This window comes from Synechococcus sp. OH20 (assembly GCF_047502685.1).
GTDB lineage: Bacteria > Cyanobacteriota > Cyanobacteriia > Thermostichales > Thermostichaceae > Thermostichus.
On sequence record NZ_JANSIQ010000022.1, the window covers coordinates 28,909 to 44,954 of the forward strand.

Sequence of the window (16,046 nt, forward strand, 5' to 3'; positions counted from 1 at the left end):
TGCAGCCGCCTGTCCTGGACAGCTTCTCCCAGGCCCGCTTTGAGAACAGAACTTCTCTGAAAAACTGTCTGATGAGCCCTGCCCCGCCAGCCAAGCGATGGCTCCCAGTAATAATCGCAATAGTGAACCCAGAGACGCCAGGGCCGAGTCAAGACTTATGATCGTAAGGAGGCGATCCAGACCGGTGGGGATATTGGCAGGGATCTGCGATCCATCGTTTTATGTCCATTGTGGCTGAATCCTTTCAAACCTATCTTCGTCGTCGCCGCCGCCTGCTGGCCCGCCGCCTCCAACGGCAGCAGGGGTGGGGTGTGGTTTTGGCTTTGTTGGCTTTGTATTTGCTCAGTTGGGATGCGCCGGGCCAGGCTGGGCTATTGCCGCACCTGTGGAGGGGGCAACCCCTGTGGTTGGTGGTGATCCCGCTGTTGGGGGGAGGGCTGTACAGCTTGGGTGCAGGGCTCATCTGGATGCTGCGGCAGCGCCGACTTCCCCAGGGATCCGCAGGTTCTGCTCAGCTTCTGGCCCAGATGATCAGCTTGCCCCACTTGGCTTTGGCCGCTCTGCTCTGGCTGGGGTTGGCCATTTGGGGAGAGCATCTTCTGCCTTTTCTGGCCCAGCAAAAGCCGCAGTTGTTGGCAGGCCTGGTGATCAGTTGGCTGCTGGCCCAGGGGTGGAGTTTTCTGCAAACGGGTTGGGTGGTAGAGGCTGGACAACTGTGGGCCGATTATCTGCAGGAGTTGCGCGGCTCTGTATTGCAGCCCTGCTACCAGCGCCTGGAAACCTGTCGTCGCTCGCTCCATTTTTACCATGCCATTTGGCAAGATCTGCAACTGGAAGAACTGGAGGCCCAGCACCTGATTCAACTGTTGTCTGAGTCGCTGCTGCCGCTGACGCTGCCGCTCAAGGTTTATGCTCAGCGGGTTCACCATTGCTGCCAGCAGTTGGCGGCCTTATTGGCCCAGATGCAAGAGCGGGTAGAACGGCTGGAGCAGGTGCTTTTGGATATAGAGCTGGAGTTGGCTGCCCAGCAGCCGTTGCAAGCTCAGCCCCAACCGATCAACTTGCTGGCAGAAGATTGGGCCAACTGCCAGGAGCTGGATTTGCAGGAGCTGGTGTGCTTGAACCAGGAGCTGCTGGGCGCCGACCGATCTTTGCAGGGCTTGACCCAAGAGCTGAAAGGCTGGGCCGACCGAGCCATTCCTGCCGGATTGCAACTGGGATCGCGATGGCTGGGATCCCTGGGATGAAGAAGGCTGCCCCGCCTGCCTCTGAGCCCCCCGAACTGGAGGCCCTCTGGGAGAGCTGGCTGGCGGAGCTGGGCTGGCAGCCTTCTGAGCCGCAGCGGCAGCAACTGCAACAGCTCTATCCCCTGGTGATGGCCGGAAACCGCACCCAGAACCTGACCCGCATCACCGCTCCCATCGATTTTTGGGAGAAACACCTGTGGGACTCGCTGCGGGGCCTGCGCTTGCTGGGATCCTGGGCGGCGATTCAAGCTCGGCCCTGGCGGGGCATCGACATCGGCACCGGGGCAGGGTTTCCAGGGATCCCGGCCCAAATTGCCCTGCCCCAGGCCAGCTTCACCCTATTGGACAGCAGCCAACGCAAGATTGCCTTTGTGCAAGAGGCCCTGCAGCAGCTCTCCCTGACCCAGGCGCGGGCGGTGGCCCAGCGAGCCGAAATCTGGGGGCAAGACCCGCAGGAACGCGGCAGCTACGATCTGGCCCTGGCCAGAGCCCTGGCAGCGGCAGAGGTTTGCGCCGAGTATTGTCTGCCCCTGCTCAAGGTGGGGGGACGCGCCATCCTCTACCGTGGCCATTGGATCGAGGCAGAAGCCCAAACTCTGGAGCGAGCCCTTTCTCTCCTGGGGGGGAAGCTGATCCACGTCGAAGCCTTCACTACCCCCCGCAGCCACGGGATACGGCATTGCCTGCTGGTGGAGAAAGTTGCCCCCACACCAGCTTGCTATCCCCGCTCTCCCGGCATTCCCAAACGCCAGCCGCTGGGCCAAGGCAAGCGCTGCTAACAGTTGGGATCCTTAATTTCCTAGTTCAAAAAAGCTTCTGCAAATTCTTGGAGAAAGATCTTGGACAGGTAGTTTGCAAATGCCGTTGGGGAGACTAAGATGTGGTTGGCATCAGATTCGGATTGAGCCAATGGTCTAACCAGGTGAGCTTCCGAACTGAGCGCTAAAGGTTAAGGTTCGGAGTTCGCTACGTTATGACCATTTTTGTGGGCAATCTGTCCTTCAAGGCCAGTGAAGAAGATCTGCGGCTTGTGTTTGCCGAGTACGGCACCGTCAAGCAAATTAAGCTGCCGGTAGATCGGGAAACGGGCCGCAAGCGCGGCTTTGCTTTTGTGGAGCTGGAAAACGAGGCCGACGAGCAAAAAGCCATCGACGAGCTGGATGGCGCCACCTGGATGGGCCGGGATCTGAGGGTCAACAAGGCAATGCCACGTCAGGCCAGCGCAGGCGGCAGTCGAGATGGTCGCTCTTCCCGCTTCTAATCGGATAGGCTCTGGGCCGGGGATCCCTCTCTTCTCTCCCCGGCCTTTAGCTTTGGCCGAAGATGACTCTGGCCAGAAAGGCTAAGCCAAACCAAACGGAGGCCACCAAGACAATGGCCGGGCCGGAGGCGACGTTGAGGTAGTAGCTAGCGTACATCCCCAGCAGGCTAGCGCTGACGCCAAAGAGGGATCCCAGCAGCATTACCTGGTGCAGGCGAGGCGCCAGCAGGTAAGCTGTTGCTGCTGGCGTGATGAGCATGGCCAGCACCAGCAGCACCCCCACCGCCTTCATGCTGGCCACCAGAGTGAGGGAGGTGAGCGCCATCAGCCCCCATCCCAACCCTGCAGTAGGCAGGCCGGCTGCCTTGGCCCCCAGGGGATCGAAACTGTAGAAGGTCAGCTCCTTAAAAAAGAGGGCCACCAATCCCAGCACCAGGACGGTGATGCCCACCACTGTCAACACATCAGCGGCGCTCACCCCCAGGAGGTTGCCGAAGAGGAAGTGGTTGAGATCGATGCGGGCCCGCCGTTGGATTAACGTGATTAAGAGGATCCCTAGGGCAAAAAAAGCAGAAAAGACGATCCCCATGGCCGCATCGGGCTTGAGGGGGGTGGCGGAGCGGATCCACTGGATGAGCAGAGCGCTCAGTAACCCCGCCACGAAGGCACCGACAAAGAGGTTGAGATCCAGCAGGTAGGCAATGGCCAGGCCCGGCAGCAGCGAATGGCTGAGGGCATCCCCCAGGAGGGCCAAGCTTTGCACCAGCAAATAGCTGCCCACCACCGCGCAGAGAACGCCGATGGCCACCGCCACCAGCAGAGCCCGCTGCATAAAGGCAAACCGCAAGGGATCCGCCAGGGTGTGCCAGAGCCCTTCCATACCACCCCTCACCCCCTAGGCAGCTGAGTCCAAGGGCAGGATGCGGCCATAGGCCCGCTGCAACACCTGCGGCTGCAGCACCTGCTGCGGGGATCCCTGGGCAATCAGGACGCGGTTGAGGAGAAGCACCTCATCAAAGTGGGCCAGCGCCTGCCCCAGCTCGTGGTGCACCACCATCACGATATGGCCGGCGTCGGCCAACTCCCGCAAAACCTGAAACACAATGGCCTCGCTGGGCTGGTCGATCCCGGCCAGCGGCTCGTCCAGGGCGTAGATCTCGGCTGCCTGCGCTAGAGCCCGCGCCAAAAACACCCGCTGCTGCTGTCCCCCTGATAGCCGACCGATGGGCCGATCCCGATAGGCCCCCATCCCCACCCGCTCCAGAGCTTGCGCTGCCCGCTCCCGACCTTGCGGACCGATGCGGCGCAACCAGCCGGCAGCTCTCACCTGTCCCATCAGCACCACATCCCACACCGTGGCCGGAAAGCTCCAGTCGATGGCCGACCGCTGCGGCACATAGGCCACCTGCTCCCCCCGCAGCGCCTGGCCGCCGTAGCGCACCTCGCCCCCCTCTTTTGGCACCAACCCCAGCAGCGCCTTGAGAAAGCTGCTTTTGCCAGCCCCGTTGGGGCCCAGGATGCCCGTGATGCACCCTGGCCGGATCTCGGCGCTGATCCGCTCCAACGCCAGCAACTTGCCATAGCGCACCGTCAGATCCCGCACCACCAGAGAGGCCGGACGAAGAGGGAGAGCAATCGCTGGCTTTTTCATTTTCCTTTCATTTTCGCCAAGACCAGTGTACCCTAAGGGGAAACTCAAATAGTGAAACAATTATGAAAACCAAGATCTTTTCTTTGCGCCGCTTGGTGGTGGGGCTTGGCCTGCTGATGGGCGGTTGGACATCTCTGGCCAGCTTGGCTGTGGCACGTCCCCGCGTTGTGGCTACCACCACTCTGATTGCCGATTGGGTAGAGCAGGTGGGTCAAGATCGCATCCAGCTCAGCAGCCTGCTGCAGCCGGGACAGGATCCCCACGTCTATGAGCCGACACCGGCAGATGCCGCAGCTCTCGAGCAGGCGGATCTGGTGTTTTACAACGGCTACAACTTGGAGGCGGGGTTGATTCGTCTCGTCAACGCTGCTGCTCAACGGGCGCGGCGGGTTGCCCTGGCCGAGATCCTCGACCCCATCGTCAGGATCCCGACGCCGGATCCCCATGTATGGGGCAATGTGGAAAACGTCATCCTCATGGTGGAGCCCATTGCCCAGGAGCTGGCGGAACAGGTGCCCGGCGAAGCGGCTTTTTTTCAGGCCAATGCCGCCGCCTATCGGGCGGAGCTGGAAGAGCTCCACGCCTGGATCGCGGAGCAGATTCAGACCATTCCCCCTGCCAACCGGGTTTTGGTGACCACCCACGCTGCCTTTGCCTACTACACCCAAGCCTACGGCCTGAAGATGGGGGGATCCCTCTTGGGGATCAGCACCGAGGAACAGCCCAGCGCCCAGACGGTGGCTCGGTTGGTGGAGGAGATCCGCGCCCTGGGGGTGCCGGCGGTTTTTGCCGAGACCACCCTTAACCCCGCTCTCATCCAAACGGTGGCCGCCGAAGCGGGAGTCCAGGTGGCCGAACAGGAACTGTACTCGGACTCCCTAGGGGAGCCAGGCAGCGGTGCCGAAACCTACATCGCTATGATGCGCCACAACACCTGCACGATTGTGGGGGCCTTGGGCGGATCCCCTGATTGTCCTTGAGGGGCAGAATCGAGGCAGGGGGGCTGAGTTTTGTATGATAGGGGCTCAGACCCTTGTTTTCTTACCGCGTCCATGCCTGCTGCTATCCGTCGCCCGCCCCGTTCCCTCTATTGTGGCCAAGTGCGCCCAGCTCACATCGGCCAGAGTGTCACCCTCTACGGCTGGATCGACCGCCGCCGCGACCACGGGGGCGTGATCTTTCTCGATCTGCGGGATCGCTCCGGCATTGTGCAACTGGTGGCCGATCCCCAGAAGACCCCCCTCTCCTACGAGCTGGCGGGGCAGGTGCGCAACGAATATGTGGTACGGGCAACGGGAACGGTTCAGCGGCGGCCTGAAGACTCCTTTAACCCCCGCCTGGCCACCGGCGAAGTGGAGGTCTACGCAGAAGAGCTGGAAATTCTCAGCCGCGTGGGCAAGCAGCTTCCCTTCAGTGTCTCGGGGGAGGAAGGGGAAGAGGTGCGGGAGGAGATTCGCCTGCGCTACCGCTACTTGGACTTAAGGCGGGAGCGCTTGTCCCGCAACCTGCAACTGCGCCACCAGGTGATCAAGGCCATTCGCCGCTTTCTGGAGGACGAAGAAGGCTTTATCGAGGTGGAGACCCCCATCCTCACCCGCTCCACCCCCGAAGGTGCCAGAGATTACTTGGTGCCCAGCCGCGTCAACCCCGGCGAGTGGTTTGCCCTGCCGCAGTCGCCCCAGCTTTTTAAGCAGTTGCTGATGGTGGCTGGCGTGGATCGCTACTACCAAATTGCCCGCTGTTTTCGGGATGAAGATCTGCGGGCAGACCGCCAGCCGGAGTTTACCCAGTTGGACATGGAGATGAGCTTCCTGGATCAGGAGGCAATCTTGGAGCTCAACGAGCGGCTCATCGGCCACATCTTCAAAACCGTCAAAGGGATCGACCTGCCCCGTCCCTTCCCGCGGCTGACCTACGCCGAGGCTATGGCCCGCTACGGCTCCGACAAACCCGACACCCGCTTTGGGCTGGAGTTGGTGGATGTTTCGGGGGTGTTTCAGGGATCCCGCTTTCAAGTCTTCGCCAAAGCCCTGCAGCAGGGGGGAGTGATCAAGGCTCTGCCGGTGCCCGGCGGCGACGAGAGGATCTCCAACACCCGCATCAAGCCCGGCGGCGATCTGTTCAAGCTGGTTACCCAGTACGGGGCGGGCGGCCTGGCCTTCATTCGGGTGCGCGCCGGCAGCCTCGATACCATTGGTGCCCTCAAGGAAAGCCTTAGCCCTGAGCAGGAGAAGCAGTTGCTGCAGATGACCAACGCCAAGCCAGGGGATCTGCTGCTGTTTGGGGCAGGGCCGGCTGCCGTGGTCAACGAGTCGCTGGGCCGCCTGCGGCTGCACCTGGGGCAGGAGCTGGGCTTGATCCCGGAGAACGCCTTGAATCTTCTCTGGATCACCGATTTCCCCATGTTTGAGTTCAACGCCGAGGAAAACCGCCTAGAAGCCCTGCACCACCCCTTTACCGCTCCCCACCCCGACGACTTGGCCGACCTAAAAACGGCGCGGGCCCAGGCCTACGACCTGGTCTGGAACGGCGTGGAAGTGGGCGGGGGATCCCTGCGCATCTACCAGCGGGAGATCCAGGAGCAGGTTTTCCAGGCCATCGGCCTTACCCCTGAGCAGGCGCGGGACAAGTTTGGCTTTTTGCTAGAAGCCTTTGAGTACGGCACGCCGCCCCACGGGGGCATCGCCTACGGCCTAGACCGGCTGGTGATGCTGCTGGCGGGGGAAGATTCCATCCGCGATGTCATCGCCTTTCCCAAAACCCAGCAGGCCAGGTGCTTGCTCACCGGCGCCCCTGCCGGCGTCGAGGCCAAGCAGCTCAAAGAACTGCACGTGGCTTCCACCTATCAGCCCAGCTAAGGGATCCCTCCACCTGTGTGGGAGGATGGATAAGCATGTACCCCTACTCTTGGGTCTCCTTATGCTAGATCTGACCGGAAAGAAAGCCTTGGTAACTGGCATTGCCAACGAGCGCTCCATCGCCTGGGGCATTGCCCAGCAACTGCACAAAGCGGGAGCTACGTTGGGGGTTACCTACTTGCCAGACGAGCGGGATCGCTTCAAAACCAAAGTCCAGCAATTGACGGAGCCCCTGCAGCCGGATTTTCTCCTTCCCTGCGATGTGCAAAGCGACCAGCAGATCAACGATCTGTTTCAAGGGGTGGCCCCAAAATGGGGTCAGGTCGATATCTTGGTTCACTGCCTGGCTTTTGTCAAAAAAGAAGAGCTGAGCGGCAACTTTAGCGATATCTCGCGGGAGGGGTTTGCCCTGGCCATGGATGTGAGCACCTACTCCCTGATTGCCCTCTGCCGGGCCGCCAAGCCCCTGCTGAGAGCCGGCAGCAGCATCCTCACCCTCACCTATCTGGGGGGAGTGCGGGTGGTGCCCAACTACAACATGGCGGCGGTGACCAAAGCGGGCCTGGAAACCTGCGTTCGCTACCTGGCGGCCGAGCTGGGCCCCGCCGGGATCCGGGTCAACGCCATCTCTGCCGGGCCCATTCGCACCCTGGCTTCTTCGGCGATTTCGGATTTTCATGCCATGCTGCACGCGGTGGAGGAGAAGGCTCCGCTGCGGCGCAATATCACCCAGCTCGAGGTGGGCAATGTGGCCGCTTTTTTGGCCAGCGACCTGGCCAGCGGCATTACCGGCCAGGTGATCTACGTGGATAGTGGATATAGCATCCTGGGTTTTTAGGCTCTTGGGGATCCCCCTGGCATGAATCGCTTCTCGCCCTTGCAGCGGCTGCTGCTCACCTGGATTTTGATCGTCATTAGCGGCTGGCTGGCCCTACAGGTGGGCCGGCTGTTTGGCCATCTGCTCACCACCATCCTGACGGCGGCGGTGCTGGCCTTTTTGCTCAACTATCCGGTACAGGTGCTGCGGCGCTATCGGGTCAGTCGGGGTTTGGCGGTCACCCTGGTTTTTGCCCTGTCGGTGGTGCTGCTGGCCTTGGTAGGGATCGCCATCGTGCCCATCCTGGCCAAGCAGGTGGTGCAGTTGGGGGCGCGGATCCCGGAGTGGGTGGATACCTTACAAAGCTGGCTGGATCAAATCAGCCTGTGGGCGGCAGAGCGCAACATCAACCTCGGCCAGACAGAGCTGGTGAACACCCTCCTCAACCGCCTGCAGGCCAGCGCCGAAAAAATTGCCGGCCAATCCCTGGACATCCTCCTGGGCACCTTTAACCAGGTGATCGATTTGGTGTTGGTACTGGTGTTGGCCCTCTACATGCTGCTCTACGGCGGCCAGTTTTGGCAGGGGTTGCTCAGCCTCTTTCCCAAGCCCTGGGGGCCGCGCATCGGCGAAGCCCTGGCTCTGAGTTTCCAGAACTTTCTCATCAGCCAGTTGGTGTTGGGGTTCATCATGGCCCTGATGCTGGTGCCAATTTTTGGTTTTTTGCGCGTGCCCTTCGGGCTTTTGTTTGGCCTGTTGATCGGCCTGCTGGAGGTGATCCCGCTGGTGGGAGGCTTTATCGGCATCGGCGCGGCAGCGGTGCTGCTGGCCTTTCAGGATATCTGGCTCAGCCTCAAGGTGGTGCTGGTCTCCCTAATTGTGCAGCAGGTTAAGGATCGGGTCATCGCCCCCCGCCTGATGGGGGAGCTGATTGGCCTCAACCCGGTGTGGATCTTGATCGCCCTGTTGGTGGGGGCGCAACTGGGGGGCATCTTGGGCGTGATCATCGCCATTCCCCTCTCTAGCGTGGTCAAAAGCCTCTACGAGATCGCCCGTTCTGCTGACTTGGCCGCCGAAGAGGGTGGCAAGCTGACCTCTCTTGGCGAAAGCCTTAGGGAAACTCGCCGGGATCCCGCCTTGCCCAAGCCAGAGACCTAGCAGGTCTAGCCCCTTTCTCGCAGACGACTCTTCCAGGCAGCAACCTAGCCCCGATCCCCATCTCCCCTCTCCCTCTGGGAGAGGGGCCGGGGGTGGTCGCGTGGGCGGCGCGGAGCGCTTGGGTCTCTGGGAGAGGGGCCGGGGGTGGTCGCGTGAGCGGCGCGGAGCGCTTGGGTCTCTGGGAGAGGGGCTGGGTGTTGTCCTAGCGAATTTTTCCCTCAATAAAAGGCACCTCTAGCACCTTTTCGTGGTGGATGGGGCCATGGCCGAAATAGCCCCCTTCCCCGAACAATTCGCCGTGGTCGGCGGTAACCGTGATGTAAGTGTTTTTGGGAACTAGGTCAAACAGTTGCTCAAAGACCCCGTCCAGGTAGCGCACCGCCTCGATCTGCCGTTGGCGCAGCTCCTCCAACTGGGCAGCGCTGAAAAAGGGGATCCCGGTCTCTTCCCCTTCATCCAGGCGCTTTAACACGCCATTGACCCCAGAGATGCGGGGCCACAGGCCGGGATCCTCATCCGGCAACGCGTAGGGATAGTGGGTTTCGCCCACATTTAACAAGTAAAAGCTGGGGCGATCCGGCTCAAAGCGCAACTGCTCCACCATGGCCGCCATATCGTTGTGCTGGGGCATGAGGCGGTAGGAATCGAAGTCGCGATTGAGCAGGGTGCTGGGGTTGAGCACCGGCAGGGAGACCATGGCGTGGGTGGTATAGCCCAGTTGGTGCTTCAGTAGCGTCGGCAAATAGAGGTGGGGCAGCAGATGCTTGAACTCAATCGGTTGGCGGGTGCCGAGGCGCTCGTTGTAGCGCAAGTAATCCTGCTTGTAGTGTTCGGAAGCAAAGACCTGGGTGGGGCTGGTGTGGGGCAGCAGGCCCATGAGCAGATTGTAATGGGCGGGAGCCGTCCAGGAAGCGTAGCTCCAGCGCTTTTCCAGGGATCCCAACTTGAGCAGATGCTTGGGGTTGGCAGCCAGCAGGCTGTCGAAGCGGCAACTGTCGAGAACGATCAGCAGATAGTTATTCTGTCCCTGGGGTTCCGGTCGAGGGTCGGACTCAGACAAGGGAGCCGCAGAAGATCGCCACCAGTTTAGGAGTCCCATTCCTCTTCCTCCTCGACAGGATAGGGCCGTCGGACGATCCGCCAGTTGGGGGCTGTGGCCGCGTCGCCTTCCTCCTCAGGTTCACCGGGTTCGCGAATGCGTTCCGGCGGGATATTGGAATAGGAATAGCGGCCTGCCTGGGGATCCGGCAGATCCTGAGGCAAATAGTGGTCAGGGGGGATGATCTGCGCTTCCAAGAAGCGCACTCGCTCGATGAGCTGGTTTAACTTGCGGATTGCCTGTCGCTGGAACACCCGGTCATGCAGCCGCCAAGCGCCCACATACAGAAACCCCAAGCCCACTCCTACCCCATAGGCAGTCAACAGCGTCAGCGACAAAGGAATCGCAGCGCCGGCTTGACCGGCCACAACGACCGCTGCTGTGGATCCCCAGTTTTGGACGAGGAAGACGAGCAGGATCAGTATCCACAAGCCCAGGAGTATGGAGCGGATGCTTCTGCTCGCGTCGGCGGAACGGAGTCCTTGCATGGCCTCAACCCTTTCATTACGCTATCCTGCTTCCTCTTCTCCACCGGTCCGGCAGCGGAGAGCTTGGCCGCGCCCCAATCCAGAGGGATGAACCCCCTGGCTTTTCAGAGCAACTGAAGAGATGGGCGGTACAAGATTCGAACTTGTGACCCCTTCCGTGTGAAGGAAGTGCGCTACCACTGTGCTAACCGCCCGTAGGTACTACTTTAGCAGCTATCCGACTAGAGCAGGATTCTATATTATGCGATGATCGCTTGACAACTCCCCGACCTGCTGGCTTGCTTCCGCATAGCGATAGGCAGGAGGATTCTGGGATGATCGAGTGCCCCGCCCCTTACCAAGGCCTGCGGCGGACGGGGCTTGTACCCCAGAGCCAAGGGTCAGCCGTTGAGCCGAAAAGCCGGACGGCCATAGAGATGCGGAGATGTCAGAGATAGCCGGGATCCGGCCTGAGGGCTACAGTAAGGAGCAGGGAGCTGTAGGGTGCTATGGCCTACTCACCGACCGAAGAGGCAATTGCCCTGCTCATCGATCTGGCAGAACGCGGCGAGATCGACCCCTGGGATGTCCAGGTTATCGAGGTTATCGACCGCTTTCTGAGCCGCATAGCCTCCACCAGCAGCAGCCATGACCTGTCTGAGTCGGGACAAGCCCTGCTCCATGCTGCCATGTTGGTCTATCTCAAGGCGATGGCTTTGGCAGAACCGGAAGTAGACGAGGGTGAGCCCAGTCCGGCGGATGTGGAAGCGGATCCCTTGCCAAGCTGGTCTTTGGCGGACTTGGATGGCGTGTTGCAACCCAGGGCGGTGCCGCGTCTTCAACGTAGCCGGCCTGTCACCCTCAAAGAACTCATCGTCCACCTGCAAGAGCTGGAAACCCTGCTGGAGCACCGGCCCGAAGCTGCCCCAAGGCCCCTATCCCAACGGGTTTCTCGCCAGCAAGCGCTGTCAGCCATCACCCAGCTAGCCCACCCGGAGAATCTTTTGGAAACCACCGCCGAGCTAGAGTCGCTGCTGGCTCAACTTTGGCAGCAGGGCCTGACCCAGGTCAGCTTTGCGGCTCTCCAGCAGCACTTTTGCCAAAACGGCAGCAGCGGTGCCATTCACCCCATCCAAGTCTTCTGGTCATTGCTGCTGATGGCTGCCCGCTCCCAGGTAGAGCTGTGCCAAGAGGAGTTCTACGGCCCATTGACCATCCGCCCCCGCCCAATGGGATCCCTCCTCCCCACAGCTCTACAAGCTGAACTCTAGAGAACCACTCTAGTCGTGGTTGCTCTCCCGCTGCCCCTCGACATCCTGCCGGGCACGATCCACCCGTTTGAGATCTTCCCCAGTTGAGCGCACCGGCAGCTCGGCAGGAGTCTCCCGATCCAGGTAGTAGTCCTCGACGAGGCGCTCGCCGCTGGGATGATCTTCCCCTTCCGCGGGCAACAGTGGCGAATGCAGCAATTCAGCAGGGGGACAATCTTCCGAGATGAGCAAATCCGACGTGCTAAGCATTCCCTTGGGAATGGTGGAAAGGCGCTGGGCAACAGCCCCAATGCTTTCCAGACGAATCATCTCCTCCCAAGAGCAGATCTCCTCCTCGTCTTCCGTTTCGTAGCGAACCAGGATGGTATCCCCTTCGATATCGAGGATCTTGGCTCGTTCCAGCCAGCGTCCCTGATCGCGCAGGTAGATCCACACATCCTTGCCTTCGCGGCTGAGTTGATAGATCCTACGATGAAGCACGGTCCCCTCCTGAAGTGAAAGATCCGGGTGAGTTGTGGGGGCTACCCAGCTCATCCCTCCATCTTAGCGGCTGCATACCGAGGCTGTATGCTTTTCCACAGGGCAGCCAGAGCCTTTGCTTCTGAGGTGTTGGTTCTTCAGGAGGAGGAAGGGCGCCACCAAAGCACCTGTTGACTTAGCGTGACTGGGGATCGCCAGCCTATCGAGATATGGTTATTTCAAATAGCAATGCAACGGTTTGTTACGTCGTTATTGCGACGCAACGCTGTCGCGAAGGTGCCGCCCTAACTCCCCTCTCCCTGAGGGAGAGGGGCTGGGGGTGAGGGATGTCCCTGAGGGAGAGGGGTTGGGGGTGAGGGTGGGAGTGAGGAACACTTGGGGAGTGTCTTGATCTGGTTTGAAGTGGCCATACCATGCGCATTGCCATTGTCGGGTTGGGGTTGATCGGCGGATCCCTGGCCCTCAAGCTAACCGAAAAGGGATATCCCGTGTGGGGGATGAGCCGCACCCCGGCCACCTGCCAACAGGCTCTGCAACGGGGCGCTGTTCAAGGCTGTGGAACCGAGTTGGCCCAGTTGGCCCGCTTTGACCCTCAAGTGGTGCTGATCTGCACCCCTTTGGATCAGGTGTTGGCCACCCTAGCCGCCTTGGTGCCTTATCTATCGGCAGAGACCGTGGTGAGCGATGTCGGCTCGGTTAAGCAGCCCATTGTTGCTCCGGCAACCGAACTGTGGCCTTTGTTCGTGGGAGGGCACCCCATGGCCGGCAAAAGCCTACAAGGGATCCAAGCGGCAGAAGCCGGCTTGTTTCGGGGGCGGCCTTACGTGCTCACTCCCATCGCCAAGACCCAACCGCAAGCTCTTGCTGCCATGAAAAAACTGGTGGCTGCTGTTGATGCAGAAGCCGTTTGCACCGATCCCGCGCGACATGACCAAGCGGTGGCCTGGATCAGCCACTTGCCGGTGATGGTCAGCGCCGGTTTGATCGCAGCCGTCAGCCAAGAGGCGGATCCCGCCATTCTGCATTTGGCTCGCACCCTAGCCAGCAGCGGATTCCGCGATACCAGCCGTGTTGGCGGAGGGATCCCGCAATTGGGTTTGGAGATGGCCCGCCACAATCGGCAGGCGCTGCTGACTACCCTGTGCAGCTACCGAGCGCAGTTGGGACAGATAGAACGGTTGATCGAGGGTGAAAGGTGGGACGAATTGCTGCTGGTGCTGCAACGAACTCAGCAGGAATGGCAGCAGTTCCCGGTTAACCAGCCCCGCAGAGTTCCTCAAGACCTGGGCAATGAGGAAGGGTAGCGGGCGCAGCTCCGGTGGGGTTGGGGACGTTCGTGCTACCTTGGGCTTGTGTTGGACGGATTGAGCTTATGTCGAGTATGGCCCAGCTTTGGCTCTACCACCTGGAACAATGGGCAACCCAGCTTGTCCAGAGTCAACTGCAGCACCTCTCTCCCGTCAGCCTGCTGGCGGTGGGCCTGGCCGGCTTGCTCACCAGTCTTTCCCCCTGCACGCTATCGATGCTGCCGGTGACCATCGGCTATATCGGCGGCTACACCCCCAACCCTGATGAAGGGGCCGGAAAAGTGCGTCGGCACATCTGGGCCCAATCTTTGGGTTTTGCGGCTGGGGTGGCTTTTACCCTGACCCTGCTGGGTTTGGGGGCAGCTTTGCTGGGCCGCGTTTACGGACAGACGGGATCCTTTTGGCCTACTGTGGTGGGGGGAGTTGCTATTTTGATGGGGCTCAACCTGCTGGAGGTGATTCCCCTGCGCTTTCCCGCTTGGTTCAACCGGTTGGAGATCCCCGGCGAATGGCCCAGGTTAGGCCGGGCAGTGTTGCTGGGATCCACCTTTGGCCTGGTGGCCTCTCCCTGCAGCACGCCGGTTTTGGTGGCTTTGCTGGCTTGGGTTTCCACCACGGGGCAGCCCTGGGTGGGGGGCGGGTTGCTGCTGGCCTATGCGCTGGGGCTGGTCTTGCCGCTGCTGTTGGCAGGGGTGTTTGCCGGCTCGCTCAAGCAACTGCTGGCCCTGCGGCGCTGGTCGGGCTGGTTCACCTATGCCAGTGGCGTGGTGTTGGTGGGCTTTGGTACCGTGACGATCCTCTCCGCTTGGGCCTGAGGGATCCCTGCCGCTACAGGCTAAGATGGGGCTGCCCTCCAGTTGGGAGCGGCATCCAAGTCTTGAGCTAACAACTTCCCATGGTTATCCACCCTCTTCCGCTGTTGCGGCGGTATTGTCGCCATGAGCTGCTGCCGCTGCTGGCGGATCTGCGCCTAGCCATCGGCCTTCTCTTGGCGATTGCCCTTTTGAGCGCCCTGGGCACGGTGATCGAGCAAGAGGAAACGGTGGCCTTCTACCAGGCTCACTATCCTGAGCATCCGGCCCTGTTTGGCTTTCTCACCTGGCGGCTGATCCTCAAGCTGGGGTTGGATCACGTCTATCGCACCCCTTGGTTTCTGGCCCTGTTGATCCTCTTTGGCAGCAGCCTGGCCGCCTGTTCTTTCACGCGCCAGTGGCCGATGCTCAAGGTGGCCCGTCGCTGGAGCTACCTCACCCGTCCTTCCTCCTTCCAGCGGCTGCCCTTTTGGATCTATCTGCCCCAACACTCCCTAGAGGGGCTGCCGCAGCGGCTGCGACAACGGGGTTATGCGGTGTTTGAGGAGGGATCCCGGCTCTACGCCCGCAAGGGGCTGATCGGACGGTTCGGCCCCATCTTGGTGCACGTCAGCCTGCTGCTGATCCTGTTGGGGGCCATCTGGGGCAGCATCGGGGGCTTTAAGGCCCAGGAGCTGATCCCCAGCGGTGGGGTTGCCGCCATTGAACATGTAACCGGGGCAGGGGATCTGGCTCATCTGCCCACCTGGCAAATTCGGGTTAACCGCTTCTGGATCGACTATGCTCCCGACGGACGGGTAAAGCAGTTTTACTCAGATCTCTCGATTCTGGATGGGGGACAGGAGGTCAAGCGCCAGACCATCTCTGTCAACCATCCCCTCTCCTACCGCGGCGTGACCCTCTACCAAGCCGACTGGGGCATCGACAGCATCCGCATCCGCCTCAACAACAGCCCCTCCTTCCAAATTCCAGTGGTGCCGGTGCCCACCCAGGCGGGCAGCAAGCTCTGGGGCGCTTTTGTGCCCACCCGACCGGATCTCAGCGAGGGCTTGACGCTGTTGTTGCCAGATTTGCAGGGGACGGCCCTGCTCTACGACACCCAGGGCCAATGGGTAGGATCCCTGCGCCAGGGCATGAGCCTGGCCCTCGACGAAGTGGCTCCGCAGCGCTTTCCCAACCCCCTTACCCTGCACCTAGATGAGGTTATCGGCGCCACCGGCCTGCAAATGAAATCGGATCCAGGGATCCCTCTTGTCTATCTTGGCTTTGGGCTGTTGATGCTGGGGGTGGTGATGAGCTATTTCAGCTACAGCCAAGTTTGGGCTCTGGAGACGGAAGCAGGGCTTTACCTGGGGGGCAAAACCAACCGCGCCCTGGTGACCTTCGAGCGGGAGTTTGCCCACCTGGTGGAGCAGCAACTGCTCTCCTCTCCCCCTTCTCCGGCAAAAGAACTCAATCCCGCCGCTCGCGTCAGCGGGACGGAGTCCTTAGCCAACGGCTAGCCTACCCAAGTGGCGTCTGTTTGACCAACAACACTGCCCAGGGTTATCTAGCTCCCCTCTCCCTCAGGGAGAGGGGCTGGGGGTGAGGGTGTTCCTCAGGGAGAGGGGCTGGGGGT

At 61.0% G+C, this 16,046-nt stretch carries 16 protein-coding genes, 1 tRNA gene and 1 pseudogene; 12 read left to right on the plus strand and 6 right to left on the minus strand.

The genetic code is table 11. From position 1 onward, the window contains the following. The first annotated feature begins 221 nt into the window (after positions 1-221). The 3 genes from NW826_RS05630 (at position 222) to NW826_RS05640 (ending at position 2,508) form a co-directional block, all read left to right on the plus strand. On the plus strand, positions 222-1,247 hold the full coding sequence (locus tag NW826_RS05630) for a hypothetical protein (RefSeq protein WP_414334209.1): 1,026 nt from the start codon (positions 222-224) through the stop codon (positions 1,245-1,247). Then, entirely contained in the window at positions 1,244-2,026 is a 783-nt protein-coding gene (gene rsmG / locus NW826_RS05635) for a 16S rRNA (guanine(527)-N(7))-methyltransferase RsmG (protein ID WP_414509648.1), read from the plus strand. The genes NW826_RS05630 and rsmG overlap by 4 nt, the downstream gene beginning before the upstream one ends. Before the next feature lie 194 nt (positions 2,027-2,220). After that, positions 2,221-2,508 (plus strand): RNA recognition motif domain-containing protein, encoded by a 288-nt coding sequence (locus tag NW826_RS05640; RefSeq protein WP_414337193.1) that lies wholly within the window; start codon positions 2,221-2,223, stop codon positions 2,506-2,508. 46 nt (positions 2,509-2,554) lie between these two features. On the opposite strand, the gene NW826_RS05645 is transcribed toward NW826_RS05640, so the two are convergent. Together NW826_RS05645 and NW826_RS05650 are read right to left on the minus strand one after the other, a co-directional pair. Next, on the minus strand, positions 2,555-3,388 hold the full coding sequence (locus NW826_RS05645; RefSeq protein WP_414337194.1) for a metal ABC transporter permease: 834 nt from the start codon (positions 3,386-3,388) through the stop codon (positions 2,555-2,557). Positions 3,389-3,403: 15 nt separating this feature from the next. Further along, a complete protein-coding gene (locus NW826_RS05650) occupies positions 3,404-4,159 on the minus strand; it encodes a metal ABC transporter ATP-binding protein (RefSeq protein ID WP_414509649.1) in 756 nt (251 codons plus the stop codon). 62 nt (positions 4,160-4,221) lie between these two features. Between NW826_RS05650 and NW826_RS05655 the strand changes: the two genes are divergently transcribed. From NW826_RS05655 to NW826_RS05670, 4 genes are all read left to right on the plus strand, one after another. Then, complete coding sequence (locus NW826_RS05655) at positions 4,222-5,139, plus strand: metal ABC transporter solute-binding protein, Zn/Mn family (protein WP_414509650.1); 918 nt, start codon at positions 4,222-4,224, stop codon at positions 5,137-5,139. Between the two features lie 72 nt (positions 5,140-5,211). After that, positions 5,212-7,017, plus strand: a complete 1,806-nt coding sequence (aspS, locus tag NW826_RS05660) for an aspartate--tRNA ligase (protein ID WP_414509651.1) — start codon at positions 5,212-5,214, stop codon at positions 7,015-7,017. A 61-nt stretch (positions 7,018-7,078) separates the two neighbouring features. Beyond that, a complete protein-coding gene (gene fabI, locus NW826_RS05665; protein ID WP_414509652.1) occupies positions 7,079-7,855 on the plus strand; it encodes an enoyl-ACP reductase FabI in 777 nt (258 codons plus the stop codon). Positions 7,856-7,876: 21 nt separating this feature from the next. After that, positions 7,877-8,992: an AI-2E family transporter gene (locus tag NW826_RS05670; protein ID WP_414334225.1), complete on the plus strand. Its 1,116-nt coding sequence runs from the start codon at positions 7,877-7,879 to the stop codon at positions 8,990-8,992. Positions 8,993-9,194: 202 nt separating this feature from the next. Here NW826_RS05670 and NW826_RS05675 read toward each other — a convergent pair whose 3' ends face one another. Together NW826_RS05675 and NW826_RS05680 are read right to left on the minus strand one after the other, a co-directional pair. After that, positions 9,195-10,091, minus strand: a complete 897-nt coding sequence (locus tag NW826_RS05675; protein WP_414337198.1) for a sulfatase-like hydrolase/transferase — start codon at positions 10,089-10,091, stop codon at positions 9,195-9,197. After that, entirely contained in the window at positions 10,079-10,459 is a 381-nt protein-coding gene (locus NW826_RS05680) for a LapA family protein (RefSeq protein WP_414509653.1), read from the minus strand. The genes NW826_RS05675 and NW826_RS05680 overlap by 13 nt, the downstream gene beginning before the upstream one ends. On the opposite strand from NW826_RS05680, the gene NW826_RS05685 reads away from it, so the two are divergent. Beyond that, positions 10,448-10,696 (plus strand): hypothetical protein, encoded by a 249-nt coding sequence (locus NW826_RS05685; protein WP_414334230.1) that lies wholly within the window; start codon positions 10,448-10,450, stop codon positions 10,694-10,696. The genes NW826_RS05680 and NW826_RS05685 overlap by 12 nt on opposite strands. A gap of 5 nt (positions 10,697-10,701) precedes the next feature. On the opposite strand, the gene NW826_RS05690 is transcribed toward NW826_RS05685, so the two are convergent. Continuing rightward, a tRNA-Val gene (locus NW826_RS05690) sits at positions 10,702-10,773 on the minus strand. 294 nt (positions 10,774-11,067) lie between these two features. Here NW826_RS05690 and NW826_RS05695 point away from each other — a divergent pair. Continuing rightward, positions 11,068-11,829, plus strand: a complete 762-nt coding sequence (locus NW826_RS05695) for a segregation/condensation protein A (RefSeq protein ID WP_414509654.1) — start codon at positions 11,068-11,070, stop codon at positions 11,827-11,829. A 186-nt stretch (positions 11,830-12,015) separates the two neighbouring features. Here the strand turns inward: NW826_RS05695 and NW826_RS05700 are convergent. Further along, positions 12,016-12,309 (minus strand): annotated as a pseudogene (locus NW826_RS05700) (DUF6679 family protein); the annotation flags it as partial. 413 nt (positions 12,310-12,722) lie between these two features. Here NW826_RS05700 and NW826_RS05705 point away from each other — a divergent pair. The 3 genes from NW826_RS05705 to NW826_RS05715 all read left to right on the plus strand — a co-directional run bounded on the left by NW826_RS05705 (position 12,723) and on the right by NW826_RS05715 (position 15,930). Then, entirely contained in the window at positions 12,723-13,613 is an 891-nt protein-coding gene (locus NW826_RS05705) for a prephenate/arogenate dehydrogenase (RefSeq protein ID WP_414334234.1), read from the plus strand. Positions 13,614-13,681: 68 nt separating this feature from the next. After that, a complete protein-coding gene (locus NW826_RS05710) occupies positions 13,682-14,431 on the plus strand; it encodes a cytochrome c biogenesis protein CcdA (RefSeq protein WP_414337200.1) in 750 nt (249 codons plus the stop codon). 80 nt (positions 14,432-14,511) lie between these two features. Further along, a complete protein-coding gene (locus NW826_RS05715) occupies positions 14,512-15,930 on the plus strand; it encodes a cytochrome c biogenesis protein (RefSeq protein ID WP_414509655.1) in 1,419 nt (472 codons plus the stop codon). Positions 15,931-16,046: the final 116 nt, after the last annotated feature.

What these genes read in the sequence shown, in the direction of transcription:
- NW826_RS05705 (WP_414334234.1), top strand. Translation starts at nt 12,723, where the DNA reads ATGCGCATTGCCATTGTCGGGTTGGGGTTGATCGGCGGATCCCTGGCC.
- rsmG (WP_414509648.1), top strand. Translation starts at nt 1,244, where the DNA reads ATGAAGAAGGCTGCCCCGCCTGCCTCTGAGCCCCCCGAACTGGAGGCC.
- NW826_RS05695 (WP_414509654.1), top strand. Translation starts at nt 11,068, where the DNA reads ATGGCCTACTCACCGACCGAAGAGGCAATTGCCCTGCTCATCGATCTG.
- NW826_RS05675 (WP_414337198.1), bottom strand. Translation starts at nt 10,091, where the DNA reads ATGGGACTCCTAAACTGGTGGCGATCTTCTGCGGCTCCCTTGTCTGAG.
- NW826_RS05710 (WP_414337200.1), top strand. Translation starts at nt 13,682, where the DNA reads ATGTCGAGTATGGCCCAGCTTTGGCTCTACCACCTGGAACAATGGGCA.
- NW826_RS05670 (WP_414334225.1), top strand. Translation starts at nt 7,877, where the DNA reads ATGAATCGCTTCTCGCCCTTGCAGCGGCTGCTGCTCACCTGGATTTTG.
- NW826_RS05655 (WP_414509650.1), top strand. Translation starts at nt 4,222, where the DNA reads ATGAAAACCAAGATCTTTTCTTTGCGCCGCTTGGTGGTGGGGCTTGGC.
- NW826_RS05645 (WP_414337194.1), bottom strand. Translation starts at nt 3,388, where the DNA reads ATGGAAGGGCTCTGGCACACCCTGGCGGATCCCTTGCGGTTTGCCTTT.
- NW826_RS05650 (WP_414509649.1), bottom strand. Translation starts at nt 4,159, where the DNA reads ATGAAAAAGCCAGCGATTGCTCTCCCTCTTCGTCCGGCCTCTCTGGTG.
- NW826_RS05640 (WP_414337193.1), top strand. Translation starts at nt 2,221, where the DNA reads ATGACCATTTTTGTGGGCAATCTGTCCTTCAAGGCCAGTGAAGAAGAT.
- fabI (WP_414509652.1), top strand. Translation starts at nt 7,079, where the DNA reads ATGCTAGATCTGACCGGAAAGAAAGCCTTGGTAACTGGCATTGCCAAC.
- NW826_RS05630 (WP_414334209.1), top strand. Translation starts at nt 222, where the DNA reads ATGTCCATTGTGGCTGAATCCTTTCAAACCTATCTTCGTCGTCGCCGC.
- NW826_RS05715 (WP_414509655.1), top strand. Translation starts at nt 14,512, where the DNA reads ATGGTTATCCACCCTCTTCCGCTGTTGCGGCGGTATTGTCGCCATGAG.
- aspS (WP_414509651.1), top strand. Translation starts at nt 5,212, where the DNA reads ATGCCTGCTGCTATCCGTCGCCCGCCCCGTTCCCTCTATTGTGGCCAA.